At 37.8% G+C, this 24,949-nt stretch carries 21 protein-coding genes; 19 read left to right on the top strand and 2 right to left on the bottom strand.

All coding sequences use genetic code 11. The features are described 5' to 3' along the window. Nucleotides 1–17: 17 nt before the first annotated feature. Nucleotides 18–1,004: a DNA polymerase III subunit delta gene (gene holA, locus FYJ25_RS11615; protein ID WP_096240416.1), complete on the top strand. Its 987-nt coding sequence runs from the start codon at nucleotides 18–20 to the stop codon at nucleotides 1,002–1,004. Between the two features lie 146 nt (nucleotides 1,005–1,150). Here holA and rpsT read toward each other — a convergent pair whose 3' ends face one another. Next, nucleotides 1,151–1,414 (bottom strand): 30S ribosomal protein S20, encoded by a 264-nt coding sequence (gene rpsT, locus FYJ25_RS11610; protein WP_021906734.1) that lies wholly within the window; start codon nucleotides 1,412–1,414, stop codon nucleotides 1,151–1,153. A 202-nt stretch (nucleotides 1,415–1,616) separates the two neighbouring features. Between rpsT and hemW the strand changes: the two genes are divergently transcribed. The 11 genes from hemW to trpS all read left to right on the top strand — a co-directional run bounded on the left by hemW (nucleotide 1,617) and on the right by trpS (nucleotide 16,040). Beyond that, the gene (gene hemW, locus FYJ25_RS11605; RefSeq protein WP_243145743.1) at nucleotides 1,617–2,807 is read left to right on the top strand and encodes a radical SAM family heme chaperone HemW; all 1,191 of its coding nucleotides are present in this window, start codon (nucleotides 1,617–1,619) and stop codon (nucleotides 2,805–2,807) included. 126 nt (nucleotides 2,808–2,933) lie between these two features. Continuing rightward, on the top strand, nucleotides 2,934–3,983 hold the full coding sequence (hrcA, locus tag FYJ25_RS11600) for a heat-inducible transcriptional repressor HrcA (protein WP_096240412.1): 1,050 nt from the start codon (nucleotides 2,934–2,936) through the stop codon (nucleotides 3,981–3,983). Nucleotides 3,984–3,998: 15 nt separating this feature from the next. Continuing rightward, nucleotides 3,999–4,598 carry a nucleotide exchange factor GrpE gene (grpE, locus tag FYJ25_RS11595; RefSeq protein ID WP_096240410.1) on the top strand — a complete coding sequence of 200 codons (600 nt, stop codon included), beginning with the start codon at nucleotides 3,999–4,001 and terminating at the stop codon, nucleotides 4,596–4,598. A gap of 47 nt (nucleotides 4,599–4,645) precedes the next feature. After that, a complete protein-coding gene (gene dnaK, locus FYJ25_RS11590; protein WP_096240408.1) occupies nucleotides 4,646–6,511 on the top strand; it encodes a molecular chaperone DnaK in 1,866 nt (621 codons plus the stop codon). Nucleotides 6,512–6,800: 289 nt separating this feature from the next. Then, nucleotides 6,801–7,973, top strand: coding sequence for a molecular chaperone DnaJ (gene dnaJ, locus FYJ25_RS11585; protein ID WP_154581358.1), 1,173 nt, complete (start codon nucleotides 6,801–6,803; stop codon nucleotides 7,971–7,973). A gap of 11 nt (nucleotides 7,974–7,984) precedes the next feature. Next, complete coding sequence (gene prmA / locus FYJ25_RS11580) at nucleotides 7,985–8,950, top strand: 50S ribosomal protein L11 methyltransferase (protein WP_154581357.1); 966 nt, start codon at nucleotides 7,985–7,987, stop codon at nucleotides 8,948–8,950. A gap of 199 nt (nucleotides 8,951–9,149) precedes the next feature. Then, nucleotides 9,150–10,088: a GPR endopeptidase gene (gene gpr / locus FYJ25_RS11575; RefSeq protein WP_154581356.1), complete on the top strand. Its 939-nt coding sequence runs from the start codon at nucleotides 9,150–9,152 to the stop codon at nucleotides 10,086–10,088. 111 nt (nucleotides 10,089–10,199) lie between these two features. After that, the gene (spoIIP, locus tag FYJ25_RS11570; protein ID WP_096240400.1) at nucleotides 10,200–11,420 is read left to right on the top strand and encodes a stage II sporulation protein P; all 1,221 of its coding nucleotides are present in this window, start codon (nucleotides 10,200–10,202) and stop codon (nucleotides 11,418–11,420) included. A 441-nt stretch (nucleotides 11,421–11,861) separates the two neighbouring features. Continuing rightward, nucleotides 11,862–12,869, top strand: coding sequence for an anthranilate phosphoribosyltransferase (gene trpD / locus FYJ25_RS11565; RefSeq protein WP_154581364.1), 1,008 nt, complete (start codon nucleotides 11,862–11,864; stop codon nucleotides 12,867–12,869). Between the two features lie 212 nt (nucleotides 12,870–13,081). Next, nucleotides 13,082–14,896, top strand: a complete 1,815-nt coding sequence (gene lepA / locus FYJ25_RS11560) for a translation elongation factor 4 (RefSeq protein WP_096240398.1) — start codon at nucleotides 13,082–13,084, stop codon at nucleotides 14,894–14,896. 82 nt (nucleotides 14,897–14,978) lie between these two features. Next, nucleotides 14,979–16,040: a tryptophan--tRNA ligase gene (gene trpS / locus FYJ25_RS11555; RefSeq protein ID WP_021906745.1), complete on the top strand. Its 1,062-nt coding sequence runs from the start codon at nucleotides 14,979–14,981 to the stop codon at nucleotides 16,038–16,040. A 116-nt stretch (nucleotides 16,041–16,156) separates the two neighbouring features. Here the strand turns inward: trpS and nagB are convergent, their stop codons facing one another. Continuing rightward, entirely contained in the window at nucleotides 16,157–16,882 is a 726-nt protein-coding gene (nagB, locus tag FYJ25_RS11550) for a glucosamine-6-phosphate deaminase (RefSeq protein WP_021906746.1), read from the bottom strand. 364 nt (nucleotides 16,883–17,246) lie between these two features. Here nagB and FYJ25_RS11545 point away from each other — a divergent pair, with 364 nt between their 5' ends. From FYJ25_RS11545 to yajC, 7 genes are all read left to right on the top strand, one after another. Then, the gene (locus FYJ25_RS11545; protein ID WP_154581355.1) at nucleotides 17,247–17,948 is read left to right on the top strand and encodes an N-acetylmannosamine-6-phosphate 2-epimerase; all 702 of its coding nucleotides are present in this window, start codon (nucleotides 17,247–17,249) and stop codon (nucleotides 17,946–17,948) included. A gap of 3 nt (nucleotides 17,949–17,951) precedes the next feature. Next, nucleotides 17,952–18,791, top strand: coding sequence for a MurR/RpiR family transcriptional regulator (locus FYJ25_RS11540; protein ID WP_154581354.1), 840 nt, complete (start codon nucleotides 17,952–17,954; stop codon nucleotides 18,789–18,791). 13 nt (nucleotides 18,792–18,804) lie between these two features. Further along, a complete protein-coding gene (nagA, locus tag FYJ25_RS11535) occupies nucleotides 18,805–20,028 on the top strand; it encodes an N-acetylglucosamine-6-phosphate deacetylase (RefSeq protein ID WP_154581353.1) in 1,224 nt (407 codons plus the stop codon). A gap of 659 nt (nucleotides 20,029–20,687) precedes the next feature. Further along, the gene (locus FYJ25_RS11530; RefSeq protein WP_096241604.1) at nucleotides 20,688–21,434 is read left to right on the top strand and encodes a 16S rRNA (uracil(1498)-N(3))-methyltransferase; all 747 of its coding nucleotides are present in this window, start codon (nucleotides 20,688–20,690) and stop codon (nucleotides 21,432–21,434) included. Nucleotides 21,435–21,555: 121 nt separating this feature from the next. Beyond that, on the top strand, nucleotides 21,556–22,665 hold the full coding sequence (aroC, locus tag FYJ25_RS11525) for a chorismate synthase (protein WP_154581352.1): 1,110 nt from the start codon (nucleotides 21,556–21,558) through the stop codon (nucleotides 22,663–22,665). Nucleotides 22,666–22,733: 68 nt separating this feature from the next. Next, nucleotides 22,734–23,876, top strand: coding sequence for a tRNA guanosine(34) transglycosylase Tgt (gene tgt, locus FYJ25_RS11520; RefSeq protein ID WP_021906695.1), 1,143 nt, complete (start codon nucleotides 22,734–22,736; stop codon nucleotides 23,874–23,876). Nucleotides 23,877–23,992: 116 nt separating this feature from the next. Next, the gene (gene yajC / locus FYJ25_RS11515; RefSeq protein WP_021906694.1) at nucleotides 23,993–24,313 is read left to right on the top strand and encodes a preprotein translocase subunit YajC; all 321 of its coding nucleotides are present in this window, start codon (nucleotides 23,993–23,995) and stop codon (nucleotides 24,311–24,313) included. The last annotated feature ends 636 nt before the right edge of the window (nucleotides 24,314–24,949 follow it).

Here is a 24,949-nt window from a genome sequence, read left to right as displayed (position 1 = left end):
ACGAGGAATTTATTTTTATGAAAGAAATAAAAAAACAGATAAAAGAAAAATCTTTTTATAAAGTCTATCTTCTGACTGGAGATGAACCATATCTTATCCTTCAGGCAAAGCATATGCTGAAGAATGGAATGATCAGAGAAGGTGATACGATGAACTACGCAGAATTTACCGATGCGAAAGTAGATATCAATACCTTGCAGGAACTGGCATTTACCTATCCGTTCTTTAGCGAAAAACGTCTTTTGCTTTTAGATGGAACAGGAATCTTAAAAACAGGAAAAGATGAATTTGTGAATATTATGGATAATATGCCGGAAACGACCTGTATTCTTATATGCGAATCAGAAGTGGATAAACGTTCTAAAGTATACAAGTGGATAAAAAAGAATGGTTATATTGGAGAATTTTTGAAAAAGAATCAAACAGAAAAAGTTCTTCTGCGCTGGATTGCAGCTTTGCTTGGAAAGGAAAAGAAGCAGATTCGAGAAAATGATGCAATATATTTTCTACAAAAAGTTGGAGATGATATGTTTCAGATAAAGAATGAAACAGATAAGTTAATCGCCTATGTCGGAGAAAAAGAAGAAATTACAAAAGAAGATATTGATGCGATTACATCCGGGGAAGTACAGGATAAAATATTTGACCTTGTAGATGCCATTGCCAGAGGAAATAAGCCGGCGGCACTTGGGTATTATAATGATCTTATTCTTTTAAAAGAACCGCCAATGCATATTTTATTTCTGATCGTGCGTCAATATCGGATTCTTCATATTATTTCCAATATGCGCACACTTCGCAAACCAGATGATGCCATCGCCAAAACCGCTGGAATCCCACGATTTGCCATTCGAAAAAATGAACAGCAGCTAAGAGGTTATGGAGAAAAAACATTAGAAAGATGTATCGAGGAATGTATTCAGATAGAAGAAGACATTAAAACCGGAAAAATAGGAGATCAGATTGGAGTAGAAGCTCTGATTTGCAAATTACTTTTGCCCTAATATCATACAATTTGGCAAAATAACAAGATAAATTCAAGTCGAGCAGCCGTCACTCACGACCTGAAAGAGGTGGGAGTCTTCTCGACTGAGATAAAAAAATCTCCGAAAAGCAGCCGCTCTTTTCGGAGATAAATGTTTTATTTTAATTAAGCAATTCCGTTAACCGCTTTTGTAAGACGGGAAACTTTTCTTGCTGCTGTATTCTTGTGGAAAATTCCTTTAGAAGTAGCTTTGCTGATTTCAGAAATAGCAACTGTTAAAGCAGCCTGTGCAGCTTCTTTGTCACCCTTTGCTACAGCAACTTCTACGTTCTTAATACAAGTTTTTACTTTAGATTTAATAGATTTGTTCCTTAATGTCTTTGTTTCGATAACTAAAATTCTTTTTTTTGCAGATTTGATGTTAGCCAATCTGTACACCTCCAAATATTATTACTTATAATTATTATTATGTTTATATTGTTTTGCATTATTTCGGACACGGACAATCTAATGTAAACATACTTCTATATTCTATTGATTTTCGAGCAGTTTGTCAAGCGTAAAATGAATTTTTTTTTGAAATATGTTATACTGAGATAACGTTTTTAAATTTAAAAGGAAAGGATCATTTATGGGTGCAATGTGTGAGATATGTGAGAATAGAAAAGACTTGGAATTATATATCCATATTCCATTTTGTATAAAGAAGTGTAACTACTGTGATTTTCTTTCTTTTCCTTCAAGTGCAGAAGACAGGGAAGAGTATGTTCGATGTTTGGTAAAAGAGATAGAGAAGACAGGTATAGTTTTAAATGATATTTTAAATAATAAAGATACTTATCAGGTAAGAAGTGTTTTTATAGGAGGAGGGACCCCATCTCTTCTTTCCGGCGATCAGATAAAGAATATTATGCAGGTAGTTCAGAAATACTTTCTTATAAAAGAGGAAGCAGAGATTACAATGGAGGCGAATCCGGGAACTCTTACAAAGAAAAATCTTTCTGCATATAAAGATGCAGGTATAAACCGTCTGAGTATGGGATTGCAAAGTGCGGATAATTCCTGCCTGTATTTATTGGGAAGAATTCATACATGGGAAGAGTTTTTGAAAAATTATGAGCTGGCTAGAAAGGCTGGATTTGAAAATATTAATATTGATCTGATGAGCGGTCTTCCGGGCCAGACGATGAGTATCTATAAGAAAACGCTTGAAAAAGTAATGGCATTGCGACCGGAGCATATTTCTGCATACAGTCTTATTTTAGAAGAAGGAACCCCTTTTTACGAATCAGAAGAGATTCATAAAAAGATTCCGAATGAAGAAGCAGACCGCGAAATGTATCAGTTTACAAAGGAGATTCTTGCAGAAAACGGATATGACAGATATGAAATTTCTAATTATGCATTAAAAGGAAAGGAATGTATTCATAATCTTGGATATTGGAGCGGGGTTCCATATATTGGCTTTGGGCTTGGCGCATCTTCTTATTTTGAAGGAACTCGTTTTTCAAATGAGAGAAACTTGGAACATTATAAAAAAGAGCCGTATGTTCCTTTTATGATGAGGGAAGATTATACTGTATTAAGCCAAAAAGATAAAATAGAAGAATTTATGTTTTTAGGGCTGCGCAAACGAGCTGGCATTTCTAAAAAAGAGTTCAGGGAGTGTTTTCATAAAAATATCATGGACGTGTACGGAGAAGTGATATCTAAATATGAAAAGATTGATCTGCTTGAATGGATAAAAAATGGGGAAATGCTTCGTCTTACAGATGCAGGAATCGATGTGAGCGATTATATTTTCTGTGATTTTATGTTGTAAAAAGATTTTAAGAAAAAAATCGAAAATATACTTGACAAGGATTGCAGATAGTGATAACTTAATGAATGTAGATATTAGCACTCGATAATGATGAGTGCTAATAACTAAGAAGGAAGGGAGTAAGAGATGGAACTGGATGAACGTAAGATGAAAATTTTAAAAGCAATTATTTCTACTTACTTAGAGACCGGAGATCCGGTAGGAAGCAGAACGATTGCCAAAGATTCTGATTTACATTTGAGTTCAGCAACGATTCGTAATGAGATGGCGGATCTCGAAGAACTTGGATATATCCTCCAGCCACATACTTCTGCCGGAAGGATTCCTTCAGATTTAGGATATCGTTATTATGTGAACTGTCTGATGGAAGAGAATGATGAGATTCGAATCAGGGAAACCGAGAGGGAGAAGGAACATCAGGATCTGATTAATAAGATGGATCGCATGGAAGAGGTTCTGAAGAACGTTGCAGATTTACTTGCAGCGAACACGAACTACGCTACATTGATTTCCACACCACAGATTAAGGAATCGAAGCTTAAGTTTATTCAGCTTTCTATGGTGGATACACAGAGGCTTTTGGTAGTAATCGTAGTTGGGAATGATACGGTAAAGAACGTACTCATGAATATGGATGAACCACTTGGAAATGACGAGATTTTAAAACTTAATATTTTGTTGAACTCTTTTCTTCAAGGACTGACACTGAATGATATTAATATCGAGTTAGTTCATATGATGAAGGTGCAGGCAGGGATGCATGCAGATATTTTAGAAGGAGTTTTCAGTGGAATTGTAGAGGCAATTCACGAAGCAGACAACATGGAGATTTATACCAGCGGAGCAACGAATATGCTTAAGTATCCTGAGCTTGTTAATCCTGAGCATACAACAGCACTTCTTGATACATTAGTGGAGAAGAAGCAGCTTGTAAAGCTTGTGGATGATACAGTGAATCAGGAAGAAAAACATGGCATACAGGTTTATATCGGTAACGAGACGCAGGTACAGTCTTTAAGGGATTGCAGTATCGTAACTGCCACTTATGAATTGAAGGAAGGCGGAACAGGAACGGTCGGAATTATCGGACCGAAACGAATGGATTACCGAAAGGTTGTAAATACTCTCAGAAATCTAACCGATGATTTAGATGAGATTTTTAATAATAAATCATAGAAAGGTGGTACTTAAGTGGAAGAAGAAAAAAAAGTATCCGACGAAAGTATCGTAGAAGAGGCGAAGGGAGAGACTCCGGAAGAAACAACGACGGAGGACGGAACGGAAGCCAAAGAGACAAAAGAAACAAAGACGAAAAAGAAAAAGAAGTCTGCAGCCGCTCTTGAAATTGAATTAAAAAAGAGTGAAGAAAAGGCAGCAGAGATGACAGATAAATATCAGCGTCTGATGGCAGAATTTGAGAATGCCAGAAAGAGAAATGCAAAAGAGCAGAGCCATATGTATGATGTAGGAGCGAAAGAGGTTCTTGCAAAGTTACTTCCGGTTGTTGATAATTTTGAAAGAGGTTTGGATGCTCTTTCAGAAGAAGAGAAGGAAGGGGCATTTGCTCAGGGATTTATCAAGATTTATCAGCAGATGATTACCGTACTTGAAGAAATCGGTGTAAAACCGATGGATGCTGTAGGAAAGGAATTTAATCCAGATTTTCATAATGCAGTTATGCATGAAGAGAATGAAGAGATGGGTGAGAACCTTGTATCTGAAGAGTTCCAGAAAGGATATATGTACAAAGATGGAGTTCTTCGTCACAGCATGGTAAAAGTAGTTAATTAGTCATATTTTAGATATATGAATTTGACAGAATACAGGAGGAAATAATTATGGGTAAAATAATCGGTATTGATTTAGGTACAACAAACTCATGTGTAGCAGTAATGGAAGGTGGAAAACCTGTTGTTATCACAAATGCAGAAGGAATGAGAACAACTCCTTCCGTAGTAGCTTTCACAAAAACTGGTGAAAGAGTTGTCGGTGAGCCGGCAAAGCGTCAGGCAGTAACAAATGCTGACAAGACTATTTCATCAATCAAACGTGAAATGGGTACAGATTATAAAGTAACAATTGATGATAAAAAGTATTCTCCACAGGAGATTTCCGCAATGATTTTACAGAAGTTAAAATCTGATGCAGAGAATTACTTAGGAGAAAAGGTAACAGAAGCAGTTATCACTGTTCCTGCATACTTCAACGATGCTCAGAGACAGGCAACAAAAGATGCAGGTAAGATTGCAGGCCTTGATGTAAAGCGTATCATTAACGAGCCTACAGCAGCAGCTCTTTCTTATGGCCTTGATAACGAGAATGAGCAGAAGATCATGGTATATGACTTAGGTGGTGGTACATTTGATGTATCTATCATTGAGATCGGTGATGGTGTTATCGAAGTATTATCTACAGCCGGAGATAACCGTTTAGGTGGAGATGATTTTGATAATGTAATCACACAGTATATGTTAGAGGATTTCAAGACAAAAGAAGGTGTAGATTTATCTACAGATAAGATGGCAATGCAGAGATTAAAAGAAGCTGCTGAAAAAGCGAAAAAAGAGCTTTCTTCTTCTACAACAACAAACATCAACCTTCCTTTCATTACAGCAACTGCTGAGGGTCCAAAGCATTTTGAGATGAACTTAACAAGAGCAAAATTCAATGAATTAACAGCTCACTTAGTAGAAAGAACAGCAACACCTGTTTCTAAAGCATTAAACGATGCAGGCCTTAACGCTTCTGAATTAAGTAAAGTATTATTAGTTGGTGGTTCTACAAGAATTCCAGCTGTACAGGATAAAGTAAAACAGTTAACAGGTAAAGAGCCATTCAAGGGAATCAACCCAGATGAATGTGTAGCAATCGGTGCTTCTATTCAGGGTGGTAAGTTAGCAGGTGATACAGGTGCCGGCGATATCCTTCTTCTGGATGTAACTCCATTATCCTTATCTATCGAGACAATGGGTGGTGTTGCTACAAAGTTAATCGAGCGTAACACAACAATCCCTACAAAGAAGAGCCAGATTTTCTCTACAGCAGAGGATAATCAGACAGCAGTAGACATCCATGTTGTACAGGGTGAGAGACAGTTCGCAAGAGATAACAAGACTCTTGGACAGTTCCGTTTGGATGGTATTCCACCAGCAAGAAGAGGTGTACCTCAGATTGAAGTAACATTTGATATCGATGCAAATGGTATTGTAAATGTATCTGCAAAAGATTTAGGAACAGGAAAAGAACAGCATATCACAATTACTGCTGGATCTAATATGTCTGATGAAGATATCGATAAGGCTGTAAAAGAAGCTGCAGAATACGAAGCACAGGATAAGAAGAGAAAAGAAGGTATTGATGCAAGAAACGATGCAGACAATATGGTATTCCAGACAGAGAAAGCATTAGAAGAAGCAGGAGATAAGATTGATGCTTCTGAGAAAGCTACTGTTGAAGCAGACATTGCGAAATTAAAAGAAGTTCTTGACCGCACGACTCCAGATAACATTTCAGAAGCAGATGTAGCAGCTCTTAACGAAGGTAAAGAGCAGTTAATGAAAGATGCACAGTCTTTATTTGCTAAGATGTATGAGCAGGCTGGCGGAGCAGCAGGTCAGGCTGGTCCTGGACCACAGGCTGATGCTGATGCAAATGCAACTTATAATGCAGATGATGTTGTTGATGCAGACTATAAAGAAGTATAAACAGATAGAAATGTGTTTTATAACACTTGTTTAAAATGTAAATATTCCTCTTTCTTACTCCTGCCTGTTTTTACAGGTGGGAGAGAAAGGGGAAATTTGTTTATCTCAGTCGAGAAGACTCCCACCTCTTTCAGGTGGTGAGTGACAGGGTTGCTCGACTTGAACAAAAAGTTCCCAGTGTATTGTATCATTCATAATTATTTTGATTTTTCAAAACACCTATGGTATCTTAACTATTCAGGAACATAAAACTTTATGAATGATAGAGTACACCAGGTTGGAGGATAAAATGGCAGAAAAAAGAGATTATTATGAAGTCTTAGGCGTAGATAAGAATGCGTCAGAGACGGAAATTAAGCGTGCATATCGAAAGGTTGCAAAGAAGTATCATCCGGATATGAATCCGGGAGATAAAGAGGCAGAGGAGAAGTTCAAAGAAGCTGCAGAAGCTTATGAAGTACTTAGTGATCCGGAAAAGAAGAGTAAATACGACCAGTTCGGTCATGCTGCATTTGAGCAGGGTGGCGGTGGAGCCGGTGGCTTTGGCGGTTTTGATTTCGGAGGAGACATGGGAGATATCTTTGGAGATATTTTCGGAGACTTCTTTGGCGGAGGCAGACGAGGCGGCGATGCCAGAAGAAACGGACCAAGACAGGGAGCGAATCTTCGTGCCGGTGTTCGTATCACTTTTGATGATGCCATTCGCGGTGTAGATAAAGAACTGGAGATTACATTAAAAGAAGAATGTAAGACTTGTAACGGAAGTGGAGCGAAACCAGGCACAAGTCCGGAAACCTGTCCGAAATGTAAAGGAACCGGTCAGGTTGTATTTACACAGCAGTCTATGTTTGGAACAGTTCGTAATGTTCAGACTTGTCCGGATTGTAACGGAAGCGGACAGATTATCCGTAACAAGTGTAGTGACTGTTCCGGTACGGGATATATTAAGGTTCGTAAAAGAATTAAAGTACCGATTCCAGCAGGTATCGACAATGGTCAGAGTGTAAGAATTCGTGAAAAGGGAGAACCAGGTATTAATGGCGGACCAAGAGGAGATTTACTTGTTAATGTAACTGTGTCCCGTCATCCTAAGTTCCAGAGACAGGAATATGATATCTACTCTACAGAGCCAATCACATTTGCACAGGCAGCACTTGGTGGAACGATTAAGATTGATACCGTAGATGGTCCTTATGAGTATACTTTAAAACCGGGAACACAGACAGATACAACGATTCGTCTGAAAGGAAAAGGTGTTCCTACCCTTAGAAACCGAAATATTCGTGGAACCCATATCGTTAAATTTGTTGTGCAGGTTCCTGAAAAAATGAATGCAGCACAGAAAGAGGCACTTCGTAACTTCCAGGAAGCAATGGGAGAAGTTGTCCCTTCCGAAAAGAAAGAAGAAGCTCCGCACGAAAAGCACGAAAAACATAAGAAAAAAGGTTTCTTTAAGAAGTAGGAGGAAAGCTTATGAAGTGGAATAAACTCACTATTGAAACAACAACTGCAGCAGAGGATATGTTAAGCTATGAGCTTTCTGAGATGGGAATGGAAGGTGTCGAAATCGAAGATCATGTGCCATTATCTGAAGAGGACAGAAAGATTATGTATGTAGATCTTCTTCCAGATGAGATTGCACCGGACGATGGTAAGGCACGTATTTCCTGCTATGTAGATGAGAAAGAAGATTTACAGGCTGTTATTGCTAAAATAAAAGCAAAAATCGAAGAATTATCTGCATTTTTACCAATGGGAAGCGGGGAGATCACCTTAGGCGTAACGGAAGAAGAGGACTGGATCAATAACTGGAAAGTATTCTTTAAACCATTTCGTTTAGACGATAATATTGTGATCAAGCCAACCTGGGAGACCCTTTCTGATAAGAAAGACGGTGATATTGTAATAGAGATTGATCCTGGAACTGCATTTGGAAGCGGATCTCATGAGACAACAAAGCTCTGCATTTCTCAGCTTAAAAAATATATTAAAAAAGATACAGAACTTCTTGATGTTGGAACGGGAAGCGGTATCCTTTCTATTATCGGATTAAAATTAGGTGCGCATCACGCGATGGCAACGGATATTGATCCGAATGCAATTCGAGCAACGAATGAGAACTTTGCCATTAATGAGGTATCTGAACAAGCAGAGGTCCAGCAGGTAAATATTCTTGATAAAGAGGAAGCAGACAGTTTTTATGAGAAAAATAATGGAAAGAAATATGATGTTATTGTAGCAAATATTCTTGCAGATGTTATCATTCCACTTTCTGGAATTGTCGCTCCATTATTGAAGAATGACGGTGTTTTTATCACTTCCGGAATCATCAATACAATGGAAGAGGCAGTAAAAGAAGCAATGCTTGCCAATCATTTTGAAATCCTTGAGATTAATCATATGAAAGACTGGGTAAGCATCACAGCTAAAAAAGCTTGATTTATCAATTTATTAAAAATATAAGTAAAAGTACACTATCTTTACAGATGCGATAGTGTGCTTTTTTTGTTTCCTCTTATTTTGGTAAAATAGATTTTTTGAATACTTTTTTTGTTTTTTTACATAATATTTAAAAGGGTTTGGTCAGAATAATATGGTTAGTGTAAAAAATGTATATTACAGATTTTGGGAGGTATTCATGAATATTTTACATTCTTTTTCGCATACAGATTTGGCATTGGAATTGAAGGATGAGCTGGAGGAATCTTGTGAAAGAGAGCAGTTTTTTGAAGGGATTACCGTCAGCCACAATGAGATTGGTGAAAAGGGGCTTAAGGAAACGGTGATTAAGATTGAAAGCGAAGCCGGAGAGAAACAGCTTGGGAAGCCACAGGGGATTTATATAACGCTTGAGGGAGAAAACATGGCAGGGAATGATGGAGGATTTCATGAGGAAATGAGCAATCATCTTGCAAAACGTCTTGCAAAATTACTTTTGGGAAGAAAAAAATTATTATTTATAGGACTTGGAAATGGGGAAGTGACACCGGATGCACTGGGACCACTCGTGATAAAAAATCTTTTTGTGACGAGACATTTGAAAGGCTGGAAGGAAGTGGAAGGATGTCCGGTAGTAGCGGCGCTGGCACCGGGAGTGATGGCACAGACAGGAATGGAAACGGGAGAAATCGTGGAGGGAATCGTGAAAAAGATTCATCCGGATGCGCTAATTGTAATTGATGCGTTAGCGGCTAAAAGTTCAGAACGTTTAAACCGGACAATTCAGATCAGCAATACGGGGATTGCACCGGGATCAGGGGTAGGAAATCAAAGAAATGAGATTACGGAAAAAACAATGGGCGTTCCGGTAATCGCGCTTGGTGTCCCTACTGTGATTTCTATTCCGTCACTGGCATGTGATATTATGGATTCTTTTTGTGCTTCACAGGGCGAAAAAATGGAAGATACATTTTCTTCTTGGCCGGAAAGTGAAAAGTATCGATTTTTAGGGAAGATTTTGGATGCTAAATTATGGGAGCTTTTTGTGACACCGAAAGAAATTGATGAGGCAGTGAAGAGAATCAGCTATACGCTTTCAGAAGGAATCAATCAATTTGTTTCAAGTAGAACTTCATAATCAAAAAGGACAAGCATAAGTTTATATTATGAGAATTATTTTGATTTTTGATACAAGCTGATGCTGCGTTTGCAAAAACTGCTAGAAGTTGTATGTTGATTGGGAGGTACTATGCGGGAGAAGAATTTAAAAACAATAGAGGGGTTATTGTTTGTTCTTTTTGTTTTATTATGGGGGTTATTTTTATCCGGTGGAAGCGGAAAGGTAAAAAGAAGGACACTTTCTTTATGGGAAAGTGTTCCCATACATACAGAAGTATTCCGAGAATTTTTTGAAAACGGAATACAAAAGGGGAAATATGGGATAGCACCGATTCTTGGATATGATACATACGGAGGGGAAAAACGGCTGCTGCTTCCTTTTTTTCGAAATGGAATGCAGACAGAGCTTTTTCCGATTCAACGGTTTGCTCTTGATTACTGGAAGGGGAAAGGGTACTACAAGGCAAAATATAGTGATAACGTACCAGGCTATTTTACAGAATCAGACGATCAGTCTGTAGAAGAAAAAAAGAAAGATCCAGGTAAAATGAAGCAGACTGGCACAGGAAGAACTTATACGATAAAAGAACTGGCAAGCTATTCTTTTTTATTAGAACATTTTTATATTGTTGATGAAACGACATCTATGACAAAACAAGAACTAAACGGGATAAAACTTGTAAAAACAGATTTGTCTGCAAAGCCTGGGAAAGGAGAACCACTGGTACTTATTTATCATACACATGGGAGTGAGACATATAAAAAGGTAAATGGAGAGGAAGGTTCTGTCATTGAAGTGGGAACAGCATTACAAAAGGAATTGGAAACCGTTTATGGAATCAAAACAATACATGACACATCAGTGTATGATATGGTTGACGGACAGCTTGATCGAAATGCTGCCTACAATTTTGCAGGTGACAGTGTGGAAGCAGCACTGAAAAAGAATCCTTCTGTAAAAGTAGTCATTGATCTTCACAGAGATTCGGTAGAAAGTAGTATTCATCTTCGGACCAAAATTAATGGAAAGTCCACAGCGCAGATTATGTTTTTTAATGGGGTCAGCCGTCTTGCAAAAAAAGGAGATATCGGATATCTCTATAATCCAAATAAAGAAGGCAATCTGGCATTTAGTTTACAAATGCAGCTTTTATGTGGGAAATATTATCCAGACCTGACAAGAAAAATATATATAAAAGGCTATCGCTATAATCTCCACCTGGTAAAACGGGCGATGCTTGTAGAAGTAGGAGCGCAGAATAATACTGTAAAAGAGGCAGAAAATGCAATGAAGCCATTGGCGGAGATGTTATATCGGCTTTTGTCAGGAGAAAAATCCTATAAAAAATAAATTGACAAATGATAAGGAGTATGCTTTAATAATATCAGAAAATTTAATTTTTCAAGTCAAACTGTTGAAGCGGAGATAAAAATAGTTGTGCACGCACAGAGAGTCCGGAAAGGTGAGAGCCGGGTGGAACGCAGATTATTAAATGGACCGCGGAGGGCACAGTCAAAGGTATCTTTTACTTAGTACACTGTGACGTGAGGGCATACGTCAGTTGCCGGGGATATGATGGTATCCTTCAGAGCGCACATTTTGTGAATCAAGGTGGCACCGCGGATGTGAAAGAATAAGTTTTTGAGATGAATTTATTTTGATAATACACCCGTCCTTGACAAAGTAGTAATACGTTGTCATGGGCGGATTTTTTTGTTTTATTTTAGTCGGGAAGGCTTCCATCCAGAAATCCGTATGGCAACATTGACAGCAGAAGAAGGAGGTAGCATTATGATTAAAGAAGCAATTATCAAATTAAGTAAAAAAGAAGATTTAAGTTATGAAATGGCACAGACTGTCATGGATGAGATTATGACGGGAGAAGCAAACGATATTCAAAAGAGTGCTTATCTTACAGCCCTTGCCATGAAGGGAGAAACGATTGATGAGATTACTGCTTCTGCAGCAGGAATGCGGACGCATTGTACAAGACTTCTTAATGATATGGATGTATTAGAAATCGTAGGAACAGGAGGAGACCGCTCTAATTCTTTTAATATTTCTACAACTGCCGCGCTTGTCATTTCTGCCGGCGGGGTTCCGGTTGCAAAACATGGAAACAGAGCAGCTTCAAGTAAAAGTGGAGCGGCGGATGTGCTAGAGGCTCTTGGTGTAAATATTACCGTTTCTCCGGCACAGAGTGCACAGATGTTAAAAGATATAGATATCTGTTTCCTCTTTGCACAAAAGTATCATACAGCGATGCGTTATGTGGCAAATGTTCGAAAAGAACTTGGAATCCGTACGGTATTTAATATTTTAGGACCTCTTTCTAATCCTGCAGGCGCAAACATGCAGGTTATGGGTGTTTATGATGAGAATCTGGTAGAACCTCTTGCAAGAGTCCTTTTTAATTTAGGTGTAAAAAATGCTATGGTAGTCTACGGTCAGGATTGTCTCGATGAAATTTCTATGAGTGCCAGGACAACTGTTTGTGAGATTAAAGATGGAATATTCCGCTCGTATGAAATTGAGCCGGAGCAGTTTGGATTTAAAAAATGTAGTAAGGAAGAACTTGTCGGTGGAAGCCCAGAAGAAAATGCAAAGATTACTTTGGCAATTTTAAATGGGGAAAAAGGCCCTAAAAGGGAAGCTGTTTTAATGAATGCCGGCGCAGGCTTTTATGTTGCCGGAAAGGTTTCGACTTTAGAAGATGGAGTGAAACTTGCCGCCGAACTGATTGATAGCGGGAAGGCAAAAGAAAGACTGGATGAGTTTGTCAAATTGTCCAATCAGTAATAAAAAGCAGTGAAATAATACATAAATAAATTGATAATACGTCCATTGCGTTAAAATTGTATCAGGATTAGGAATAAAAAATTGCAAAGGCAGGAAACTCATGATAGAATAGGACGGATAAGATAAAATGAATGTACTCTTGGAATCTTCTCACAAAAGTAAGTGAGGTGAAGACTTCGGGAGCACATATTATAAAACAGGAGGAAACTACCTTGGCTGGAATTGACCAGAGTAAAATAAGAAATTTTTGTATTATAGCACATATTGATCATGGCAAATCAACTTTAGCAGATCGTATTATTGAAAAAACCGGACTGCTGACAGATCGAGAGATGCAGAACCAGGTTCTTGATAACATGGATTTAGAAAGAGAACGTGGAATCACGATCAAGTCTCAGGCAGTACGTATTGTATACCATGCAGAAGACGGAGAAGAATATATATTTAATTTAATCGATACACCGGGTCATGTCGATTTTAATTATGAGGTGAGTCGAAGTCTTGCAGCTTGTGAAGGAGCGGTTCTTGTCGTTGATGCGGCGCAGGGAATTGAAGCACAAACTCTTGCTAATGTTTATCTGGCATTAGATCACGACCTTGAAATTATGCCGGTTATCAATAAGATTGATCTTCCGAGCGCGGATCCAGAGCGTGTAGTGGAAGAGATTGAAGATGTAATTGGAATTGAAGCGGAGGATGCTCCGAAGATTTCTGCGAAAAATGGAATCAATATCGAGCAGGTACTCGAACAGATTGTAGAGAAGATTCCGGCACCGGGAGGAAGCCCTGAGAATCCATTACAGGCACTTATTTTTGACAGTGTATATGACTCTTATAAAGGAGTTATCATTTTTGCCCGTATTATGGAAGGAACCATTAAAAAAGGTACGAATATGCTGATGATGGCAACTGGTGCGAAAGCAGAAGTTGTGGAGGTCGGTACTTTTGGTGCAGGTCAGTTCTTCCCATGTGATGAGCTTTCTGCCGGAATGGTTGGTTATGTTACCGCCAGTCTTAAAAATGTAAAGGATACTCGTGTGGGTGATACGGTCACAGATGCAGACAATCCATGTAAGGAGCCTTTGCCTGGTTATAAAAAAGTAAACCCTATGGTATTTTGCGGAATTTATCCGGCAGATGGAGCGAAATATCCAGATTTAAGAGATGCTTTAGAAAAGTTACAGCTTAATGATGCATCACTCCAGTATGAGCCGGAAACATCAGTAGCACTTGGATTTGGTTTCCGTTGCGGATTTTTAGGTCTTTTACATTTAGAGATTATTCAGGAACGATTAGAGAGAGAATATAATCTTGACTTAGTAACAACTGCACCGAGTGTTATTTACAAAGTGCATCAGACAGATGGAACCGTATTTGATCTGACTAATCCGACAAATCTTCCAGACCCATCTACGATTGAATACATGGAAGAGCCGATTGTATCTGCAGAAATTATGGTAACGAAAGAATATGTAGGAGCGATCATGACGCTTTGTCAGGAACGCCGAGGCACATATATTTCCATGGAATATATGGAAGAAACCAGAGCGCTTTTGAAATATGAACTGCCACTTAATGAAATTATTTATGATTTCTTTGATGCATTAAAATCCCGTTCCAGAGGATATGCTTCGTTTGATTATGAGATGAAAGGATACCAGCGTTCAGAACTTGTGAAGTTAGATATCCTCATTAATCGTGAGACAGTCGATGCACTTTCTTTTATCGTCCACTCTTCTACAGCGTATGAGCGAGCAAGAAAGATTTGTGAAAAGTTAAAAGAAGAAATCCCAAGACATTTATTTGAAGTTCCAATACAGGCAGCAATTGGAAGCAAGATTATTGCCCGCGAAACAGTAAAAGCTGTCCGTAAAGATGTACTTGCCAAATGTTATGGCGGTGATATTTCCCGTAAGAAGAAGCTTCTTGAAAAGCAGAAAGAAGGTAAGAAGAGAATGCGTCAGGTTGGTAATGTAGAGATACCACAGCAGGCATTTATGAGTGTATTGAAACTTGATGAAGACTAATTTTCTCTTGAAGTCTTTCTCCGCTAAATGAAGCACAGAAAAATTTCAAGAGCAGATAAATATATGAAGGAGAAACTATATAATGAAAAAAGTAATTTTAACTGGAGACCGTCCAACGGGTCGTCTTCATGTAGGACACTATGTAGGCTCATTATCAGAGAGAGTCAGATTACAGAATTCCGGAGACTATGATGAAATTTATATCATGATTGCAGATGCGCAGGCACTTACAGATAATGCAGAACATCCGGAAAAAGTACGTCAGAATATTATTCAGGTAGCATTAGATTATCTAGCATGTGGTATTGATCCGGAAAAGTCAACGATTTTCATTCAGTCCATGGTTCCTGAGCTTACAGAGCTTACTTTCTATTATATGAACCTTGTTACAGTTGCCCGCGTACAGAGAAATCCAACTGTTAAGTCTGAGATTAAGATGAGAAACTTTGAAGCGAGTATTCCTGTAGGATTCTTCTGTTATCCGATCAGTCAGGCAGCAGATATTACTGCTTTTCGTGCGACTACAGTTCCTGTAGGAGAAGATCAGATGCCGATGATCGAACAGTGTAAAGAAATCGTTCATAAGTTTAATAGTGTGTATGGAGAGACGCTAACAGATCCACAGATCGTTCTCCCATCTAATAAAGCCTGTCTTCGTCTTCCTGGCATTGATGGAAAGGCAAAGATGAGTAAGTCACTTGGAAACTGTATTTATCTTTCTGATGAAGCAGACGTAGTAAAGAAAAAGGTTATGTCTATGTTTACAGATCCAAATCACCTTCGTGTAGAAGATCCTGGTCAGGTAGAAGGCAATCCGGTATTTATTTATTTAGATGCATTTTGCAAAGATGAATATTTCGCAGAATTCCTTCCTGGTTACCAGAACCTTGATGAGTTGAAAGAACATTATCAAAGAGGTGGACTTGGTGATGTTAAGGTGAAGAAGTTCTTAAATAAAGTATTAGAAGCGGAACTTGGACCGATTCGTGAGAGAAGAAAGATGTGGGAACAGCGTATTCCGGATGTATATGATATTTTACACGAAGGCTCCAAAGTTGCTGAAAAGAAAGCAGCCGAGACATTGAATGATGTACGTGAAGCAATGAAGATTAATTATTTTGATGGAGATTTTGCATTAAATTAAATTTTGATCAGATTGATTAGAAAAAACGCTACGAGATAGCTTTGATCTGTATCTAGAATCCTAGGTACAGATCAAAGCTATCTCGTAGTGTTTTTTTCAATCAGGCTCTATAACAATTAAAATCTTTTTAATGCTGCTTCATCAGCTACGATAGTTACATCATTATGAAGCTGCAGAATTGAGGCTGGTACTTCAGGAGTAATTTCGCCATGAATGGCATTATATAAAGCATCTGCCTTATCTTCTCCACTTGCAACAACAAGAATCTTTCTTGCCTGCATGATATTTTTAATTCCTAAAGAATATGCCTGGCGTGGAACATCAGCTTCGGAAGCAAAGAAACGTTTGTTTGCCTCGATTGTACTTTCTGTAAGATCTACACAGTGTGTTTCTTTCTTAAATACTGTACCTGGCTCATTAAAGCCGATGTGTCCGTTTCTTCCGATTCCGAGAAGCTGCAGATCAATACCACCCTGCTTAAGAATATTCGCATTGTACTCAGCGCAGGACTTTTCTGAATCTGTGGCGAGTCCGTCTGGAACAAAAGTACGATTTTTATCGATATTGACATGGTCAAATAAATAAGTGTTCATGAAGTAGCGGTAACTTTGCGGGTCTTCTGGACTTAATCCTTTGTATTCATCAAGGTTGATACTAGTTACTTCAGAAAAATCAAGCTCGTCTTTATTATACCATTCGATTAACTGCTTGTAAGTTCCTATTGGAGAAGAACCGGTAGCTAAACCAAGGACACAATTTGGTTTCATAATAATCTGTGCCAAAATAATCTGAGCTGCCTTTCTGCTCATATCGTTATAATCTGTTGCTCTACAAATTCTCATAATAGCATACTCTCCTTAAAATTTGTTCTCATTTGTGTCTTTAGTATACTCAGAAAAAAGTAAAAAGCAATAGAATAAAAATATATGGAAGCTACTTTCAGTTTTTGATAAGAAGAAATACAAAAAAGAATCGTGGTTGAAAGTACTTTCAGAAATAATAAAAATATTTGAAAATAATTTTGAAAAGGATTATACTAAGCGGGAAATAATATTTTTTACTCAATAAATAACGAAGTCAGGGGAGAAATTACCAATATAAATTATCAATAAAAAATACGTTTAGAAAATACATTAGAAGTTTCCAATAAAAGAAATTATGAATAACGAGGCTAGAATGAAGTAGGAAAGGAATAGATTAAAGATTATGAATATAAATATAAAAGAAAAGATTAAAAATTTAAAAGGAAAATTAATTGTATCCTGTCAGGCTCTTCCTGAGGAACCTCTACATTCTTCTTTTATTATGGGGAGAATGGCATTGGCAGCAAAAGTTGGTGGAGCTAGTGGTATTCGTGCAAATACAAAGGAAGACATTAAAGAAATCCAGACGCAGGTAGAACTTCCGATCATAGGCATTGTAAAAAGGGATTATGAGGATAGCGAAATTTATATTACCCCTACGATGAAAGAAGTTGATGAGCTGATGGAAGTAAAGCCGGAGATTATAGCGATGGATGCAACGAGTTCTACAAGACCGGAAGGGAAGACGTTAGATGAGTTTTTTCACGAAGTAAAGAAAAAATATCCTAACCAGCTTTTTATGGCAGATTGCTCTACTGTAGAAGAGGCGGTTCACGCAGATGCACTTGGTTTTGATTTTATCGGAACAACCATGGTCGGTTATACAAAGCAGAGTGAGGGAGATAAGATTGAAGAAAATGATTTTGAGATTTTGAGAACAATTGTTTCTAAAGTAAAACATAAGGTCATTGCAGAAGGGAATATCAATACACCAGAAAAAGCAAAAAGAGTTTTGGAGCTGGGAGCATATAGTGTTGTTGTTGGGTCGATTATCACAAGACCACAGCTTATTACGAAGTCTTTTGTGGAAGTGATTGGAAAGTAAACAATGAATCATTATTTTAAATCAGTTATTCCGGTTATAGAGTCTAATTATAATAAGTTTACAACAGTTGAGAAATCGATTGCTGATTTCTTTATAAATAATCAGAAAAAGGCAGATTTTTCAGCAAAGGCAGTAGCATTGAAACTTTTTGTTTCGGAAGCTTCTCTTTCCCGATTTGCGCAGAAATGTGGATATCGTGGATATCGGGAATTTATTTATCAGTATGAGAAGAATTTTGTAGAGAAAAAGGAAACGATGGCAGGCAACACATTGATGATACTGAATGCTTATCAGGAACTTTTAAATTCTTCATATAGCCTTGTGGATGAAAAACAGATTGAAAGAATTGGAAATTATCTGAATAAAGCAAAGAAAGTTCTGGTATGTGGGAAAGGAAGTTCAGGTCTTGCTGCAAAAGAAATGGAAATTCGTTTTATGCGTATTGGTGTAGATGTGGACTCGATTACAGATACTGATCTGATGCGTATGCGGGCTGTGTTTCAGGATGAGGATAGCCTTGTTTTTGGATTTAGTATCGGTGGGCAAAAAGAAGAAATTATTTTTCTTTTAAAAGAAGCGAAAAAGCGAGGAGCCAAAACAATCTTATTTACTGCGAACAACAGAGATGATTATAAAGAGTTTTGTACGGAAGTTGTATTAGTTCCGTCTTTGCTTCATTTAAATCATGGAAATGTAATTTCGCCACAATTTCCGATTCTGATCATGACAGATATTATTTATTCTTATTATGTAGAGCGAGATGAAACAAAGAAAAAAATATTGCATGAACGGACATTACAGGCTTTGGAAAAATCTTATGCAGAAAAAATCGAAAGAAAGTGAGGAGATTATAACTATGATAATTGATAATGTAAAAGTATATACAGAATCCGGGGAATTCGTTTTAGGTGGTATTATCACACAGGGAGATACTATTACAGCTGTGTATACCGAAAAGGAAAAAGAAGTTACATTAAAAAAAATGAATATGACAGCAGATTCCTCTGTGCAGAAAGAAAAACTGACAGAGAATGTAATAGATGGAAAGGGAGCTTATGCCATTCCGGGATTAATTGATCTGCATTTCCATGGATGTATGGGGGATGACTTTTGTGATGGAGACAAAGAAGCGATTCGCCGTATTGCAGAGTACGAAGCAAGCGTTGGTGTTACTGCAATTGCTCCAGCTACAATGACTCTTCCGGTAGAAGAACTGGAGAGCATTTTAAAAACAGCGGCAGAATATAAAAAAGAATGTGAAAATATCAATCAGATAGAAACAAAGAACGATAAAAAGAGAGCGGACTTTGTTGGTATTAATATGGAAGGACCATTTATCAGTCCAATTAAAAAAGGTGCACAGGATGAACGGAATATTATCCCTTGTAATGAAGAAATTGCTCAGAGATTTTTAGATGCATCAGATCATCTCGTTAAATTTCTGGGGATTGCACCAGAAGAAAGTGCAAACGCAGTTTCTTTTATCAAGAACATGAAAGATAAAGTAAATATTTCATTAGCACATACCAATGCATCTTATGAAACAGCAAAGGAAGCATTGGAAGCGGGAGCAAATCATGTAGTACATTTATTTAATGCAATGACTGGTTTTACACACAGAGAGCCAGGGGTTGTCGGTGCAGCATCTGACGATGAACATGCCATGTCCGAAATCATTTGCGACGGAGTGCATATCCATCCATCTATGATAAGAGCAGCATTTAAAATGATGGGTGCGGAACGTATGATATTTATCAGTGATAGTATGAGAGCAACGGGGATGCCAGATGGACAGTATACATTAGGAGGACTGGATGTAAAAGTAACAGGGAACAGAGCAACTCTCGTTTCTGATGGGGCATTAGCAGGTTCTGTAACAAATCTTGCAGACTGCATGCGAACAGCAGTTACACAGATGGGAATTCCGCTGGAAACAGCCGTAGCCTGTGCTACAAAAAATCCTGCCATCAGCCTTGGAATCTACGAAGAAAGAGGCTCAATCAGTATTGGGAAAAAAGCAGATATCCTTCTCCTTGATCAGAACCTCACATTAAAAAAAGTAATAAAAAGTGGAAGATAACTATTTGATTCATTAGAGGAAAACAGACGAAAAAAGAAATAATACCATATCCCATCTGCTCTGTAGTCGCTGTATTTAAGATGCTTGTCCGCATCTTAAACACGCTCCGAAGCCGCATCTGGGATATGGTATTATTTCTTTTTTCTGTGTTTTGGCTCCAGAAGGAATGAATGCAATAGTTTTTGAGGAGAGAAGGGGACAGAAGGTTGTGGCTTATTCTGATGTCATTTTCACTTTGCTGAACCTTTTTCAAGTTTCACTGATGATAAGATGATACCGCAAGCTATTACTTTACATAATAATTTTATTATTATATTGTCGCAATATATCATTTTTCTCTTCTGGCGAGATATCTTCCGAACAAGTAGTAGACTTCTGATCTCTCCCCTTTATCTTCCCAAAGACTATTGAATTCATTCACGTAGAGCCAAAACACAGAAAATAAAAAGAATAGACCATAATAAATGTAATGTGAGAGCAAGTAAAAATGCCGAACAGGCATTTTCTACGCAGTGATATCTTTACATTTGTTATGGTCTATTCTTTTTATTTTCGTCTGTTTTCTTCTAAATGAATTAAATAGTAAATTGACATATTTTTTGAAAGAAGTTATGATATATGCATGTCTTAAAAAGGCAGAGAATGGAACGGAGGAATTTATGTATCAGTTTTTTATACAACCTGCTAGTGTTAAAGAAAAGGAAGTCTGGATTACAGATTTACAGGATGTGAATCATATTCGTAATGTGCTTCGGATGAAAAAGGGAGAGAAGATTTCTCTTTGCTGTGAGGAAAAGGGAAAGGAATATATTTGCAGCATAGAGGATATGCAGTCAGATATTGTAAAGGCAGTTATTGTTGATATTAATGGAGAATCTCGGGAACTTCCTGTAAAGATTACGCTTTTTCAGGGACTTCCCAAAAACGATAAAATGGAGCTGATCATTCAAAAAGCAGTAGAGCTTGGTGTTGCAGAGATTGTGCCAATGGCTACGAAAAGAGCAGTTGTGAAGCTTGATGCAAAGAAGGCAGCAAAAAAAGTACAGCGTTGGAATGAGATTGCAAAAAGTGCAGCGAAACAGTCGAAAAGAGGAATGATTCCAGAAGTAAAGTCAGTAATGTCGTTTAAGGAAGCGGTAGAGTATGGAAAAAGTATGGATATGTTACTGATTCCTTATGAGGATGCAGAAGGAATCGTACATTCAAGACAAGTAGTAGAATCCGTAAAGGGTAAAAAGAGTTTGGGAATATATATTGGACCGGAAGGTGGATTTCCAGAGGAGGAGGTTTCTCTTGCTATGGAAGCCGGTGCAGAACCGATTACACTTGGCCATCGGATTTTGCGTACTGAAACTGCCGGAATGGCATTACTTTCTGTACTAATGTTTATGTTAGAAGAAGAATAAACAGACAAAGTATGAAGGCTTACGAAAAGTGGAATCATGAATAGTATGGCGGTATAAAATAATAAAAAAGAGTGAGTAATATTAAGGACAATTAATGATGTGATTTTAGCAGGAGGAATATATGGCAGGTTCAACATTTGGGACATTGTTCCGTATGACAACATGGGGAGAGACACATGGAAAGGGAGTTGGTGTTGTGGTGGATGGCTGTCCGGCAGGTCTTTCTCTTTGCGAAGAAGATGTACAGAAATATCTAAATAGAAGAAAGCCTGGGCAGTCAAAGTATACAACAAAGCGAAAAGAAGATGATCAGGTAGAGATTTTATCAGGTGTTTTTGAAGGAAAGACAACAGGAACACCAATTTCGATGGCAGTGTTCAATAAAGATCAGCATTCAAAAGATTATTCGGAAATTAAAGATGTATATCGTCCGGGACATGCAGATTATACATTTGATAAGAAATATGGTTTTCGTGATTATCGCGGTGGTGGACGTTCTTCAGGAAGAGAGACAACGGCTAGAGTAGCAGCTGGTGCAGTGGCAGCAAAAGCGTTAGAAGAGTTAGGGATCGAAATATTTGCTTATACAAAGGCAATAGGACCAGTTCAGATTGACAGCAGCAGATTTTCAAAAGAAGAAAGAGATAAAAATGCTTTATATATGCCGGATGTACAGGCAGTAGCACAGGCAGAAGCCTATCTTCAGGAGAAGATGAGGGAACTGGATTCTAGTGGCGGTATTGTAGAGTGCGTGATTACAGGAATGCCGGTAGGAATTGGAGAACCAGTATTTGATAAATTAAGTGCAAATCTTGGCAAGGCAATTTTATCTATTGGGGCAGTAAAAGGTTTTGAAATTGGAGATGGATTTGCAGTGGTCCAGAGTGTTGGTTCTGAAAATAATGATGATTTTTATAATCATAATGGAAAGATTGAAAAGAAAACGAATCATGCAGGCGGGATACTTGGTGGAATGAGTGATGGCTCTGTGATTACATTTCGTGCGGCATTTAAACCAACTCCATCGATTGCGCAGCCACAGCAGACCGTAAACCGAGAGGGAGAAGATACGGAGATTGTAATTCATGGACGACATGACCCGATTATTGTTCCAAGAGCGGTAGTAGTGGTGGAAACTATGGCTGCAGTAACTGTACTTGATCTGTTGCTTCAAAATATGGGAAGCAGTCTTGAAGGTGTGAAAAACTTTTATAGAAGTGATAAAAAGTAAGGATAAAGGTTGTACATTTGCTTTGTTTATGATAAAATCAAATTTATGTGTAAAGTTAAGGAGAGTATATGTATAAGTTATTAACGAAAGATGGTATGGCTAAACGGGGAGAGTTTGAGACAGTCCATGGTACGATACAGACTCCTGTTTTTATGAATGTAGGAACAGTAGGAGCAATCAAAGGGGCTGTCAGCACAGATGATCTTCGCACAATTGGAACACAGGTAGAATTATCAAATACGTATCATTTGCATGTAAGAACAGGGGACAAGTTGATTAAAGAATTTGGCGGTCTTCATAAATTTATGGGCTGGGATAAACCGATTCTTACCGATTCCGGTGGATTTCAGGTGTTTTCATTGTCCGGTCTTCGTAAGATAAAAGAAGAAGGGGTATATTTTCAGTCACATATTGATGGTCATCACATTTTTATGGGTCCAGAAGAAAGTATGCAGATTCAATCAAACCTTGGTTCGACGATTGCCATGGCCTTTGATGAATGTCCATCAAGTCGTGCAGACAGAACTTATATCCAGAATTCTGTAGACAGAACGACGAGATGGTTAGAGCGATGTAAGATAAAGATGAAGGAGTTAAATAGTCTTCCAGACACGGTGAATCCTCATCAGATGCTTTTTGGAATTAATCAGGGTGGTATATTTGCAGATATACGTGTAGAACATGCTAAGAGAATCAGAGAATTAGACTTAGATGGATATGCGATAGGTGGTCTTGCAGTAGGTGAGACACATGAAGAAATGTACCACATTTTAGATGAAGTTGTACCATATCTGCCAGAAGAAAAGCCTACGTATCTTATGGGAGTAGGAACTCCGGCAAATATCATAGAGGCAGTTGACAGAGGGGTTGACTTTTTTGATTGTGTATATCCTTCTCGAAATGGAAGGCATGGTCATGTATACACACATCATGGAAAATTAAACCTTTTTAATAAGAAGTTTGAATTAGATCCTCGGCCAATTGAAGAAGGATGCCAGTGTCCAGCTTGCCGGACATATAGCAGAGCGTATATTCGGCATTTGCTAAAAGCAAAGGAAATGCTTGGAATGCGCCTTTGTGTTCTGCATAATTTATATTTCTATAATCATTTAATGGAAGAAATACGCGGAGCGATTGAGGCACATCGATATAAGGAGTTCAAAAAAACCACATTAGAAGGTTTTTTGACACCGGAAGAAGAATACCGGTAATATATTTATGATATCAGGGTCAAAAGGTCAGAAAGCCGATGCAATCTGGTATCAAGGGGTCAAAATACCTTTTGACCCCAACATCATATTTATAGAAGAATAATGGAGGTAAAGACATGTTATTAGCACAGAGTGCGAGCGCAGGCTCATCTATCACTATGATTGTTGCATATGTAATTCTGTTTGGAGCAATCATTTACTTTATGACAATTCGTCCACAGAAAAAACAACAGAAGGCAGCAGACGAGATGCATGCAGGAATGCAGGCTGGAGATAGCGTATTAACAACAAGTGGATTCTATGGTGTGATTATTGATATTATGGATGACACCGTTATCGTTGAGTTTGGTAATAACCGTAACTGCAGAATTCCAATGCAGAAAGATGCAATTGCAGCTGTAGAAAAACCAAATCTTACAAAAACAGAAGAAGAATAAAGCAAATAAAAAAGGAAGTCATGTTTTGACTTTCTTTTTTTTGGCGTGTTTTCCAAATAAAAAGCAAAAATGCAGTGACATTTTTTTAAATAAATGATAAAAAAATAACAATATATCAAAAAGAGAGAGCGAATCGGGAAAGAAAAATACAAAAAAAGTACAGTATACAACGCTTTTTAAGAAAAATAAAATTTATTCAAAAAAAGCTTGACTCATATATACTGTTATGATATTATAATATCCGTTGCACACGAGAAACCCATTTTTCTTAGGGGAATGAAAAGAATCTTAAAAGAAAGTTAAAAAACTTCTTGACAGATTAGAAGTTGTGTGATAACGTATAAAAGTTCACATTTGACAAAGAGAACGAACTTCTTAAAAAGAAGAAAAAGTTCTTGAAAAAAGTTCTTGACAAGAACTTGAAAGTGTGATAATATAATTAAGCGTTTTCGAAAGAAAACACAAAACCTTGATAACTGAATAACAAAACAACCTTGAACGTCGATTCAAAATTTCATTCGGGTTTTCCTGAGAGTGATGTCTGCAGGAAAGTCCATGGAACAGAACGAAAGTTCAAAACCTAAATAAACAGTAAAGACAGGAAAAGAACCAGTGGTTCTGGACCTCGATCTGACA

Source organism: Anaerobutyricum soehngenii (assembly GCF_009697165.1).
Lineage (GTDB): Bacteria > Bacillota > Clostridia > Lachnospirales > Lachnospiraceae > Anaerobutyricum > Anaerobutyricum soehngenii.
Note: the sequence above shows the minus strand (reverse complement) of the source record. Positions and strands in the feature narration are given on the sequence as shown.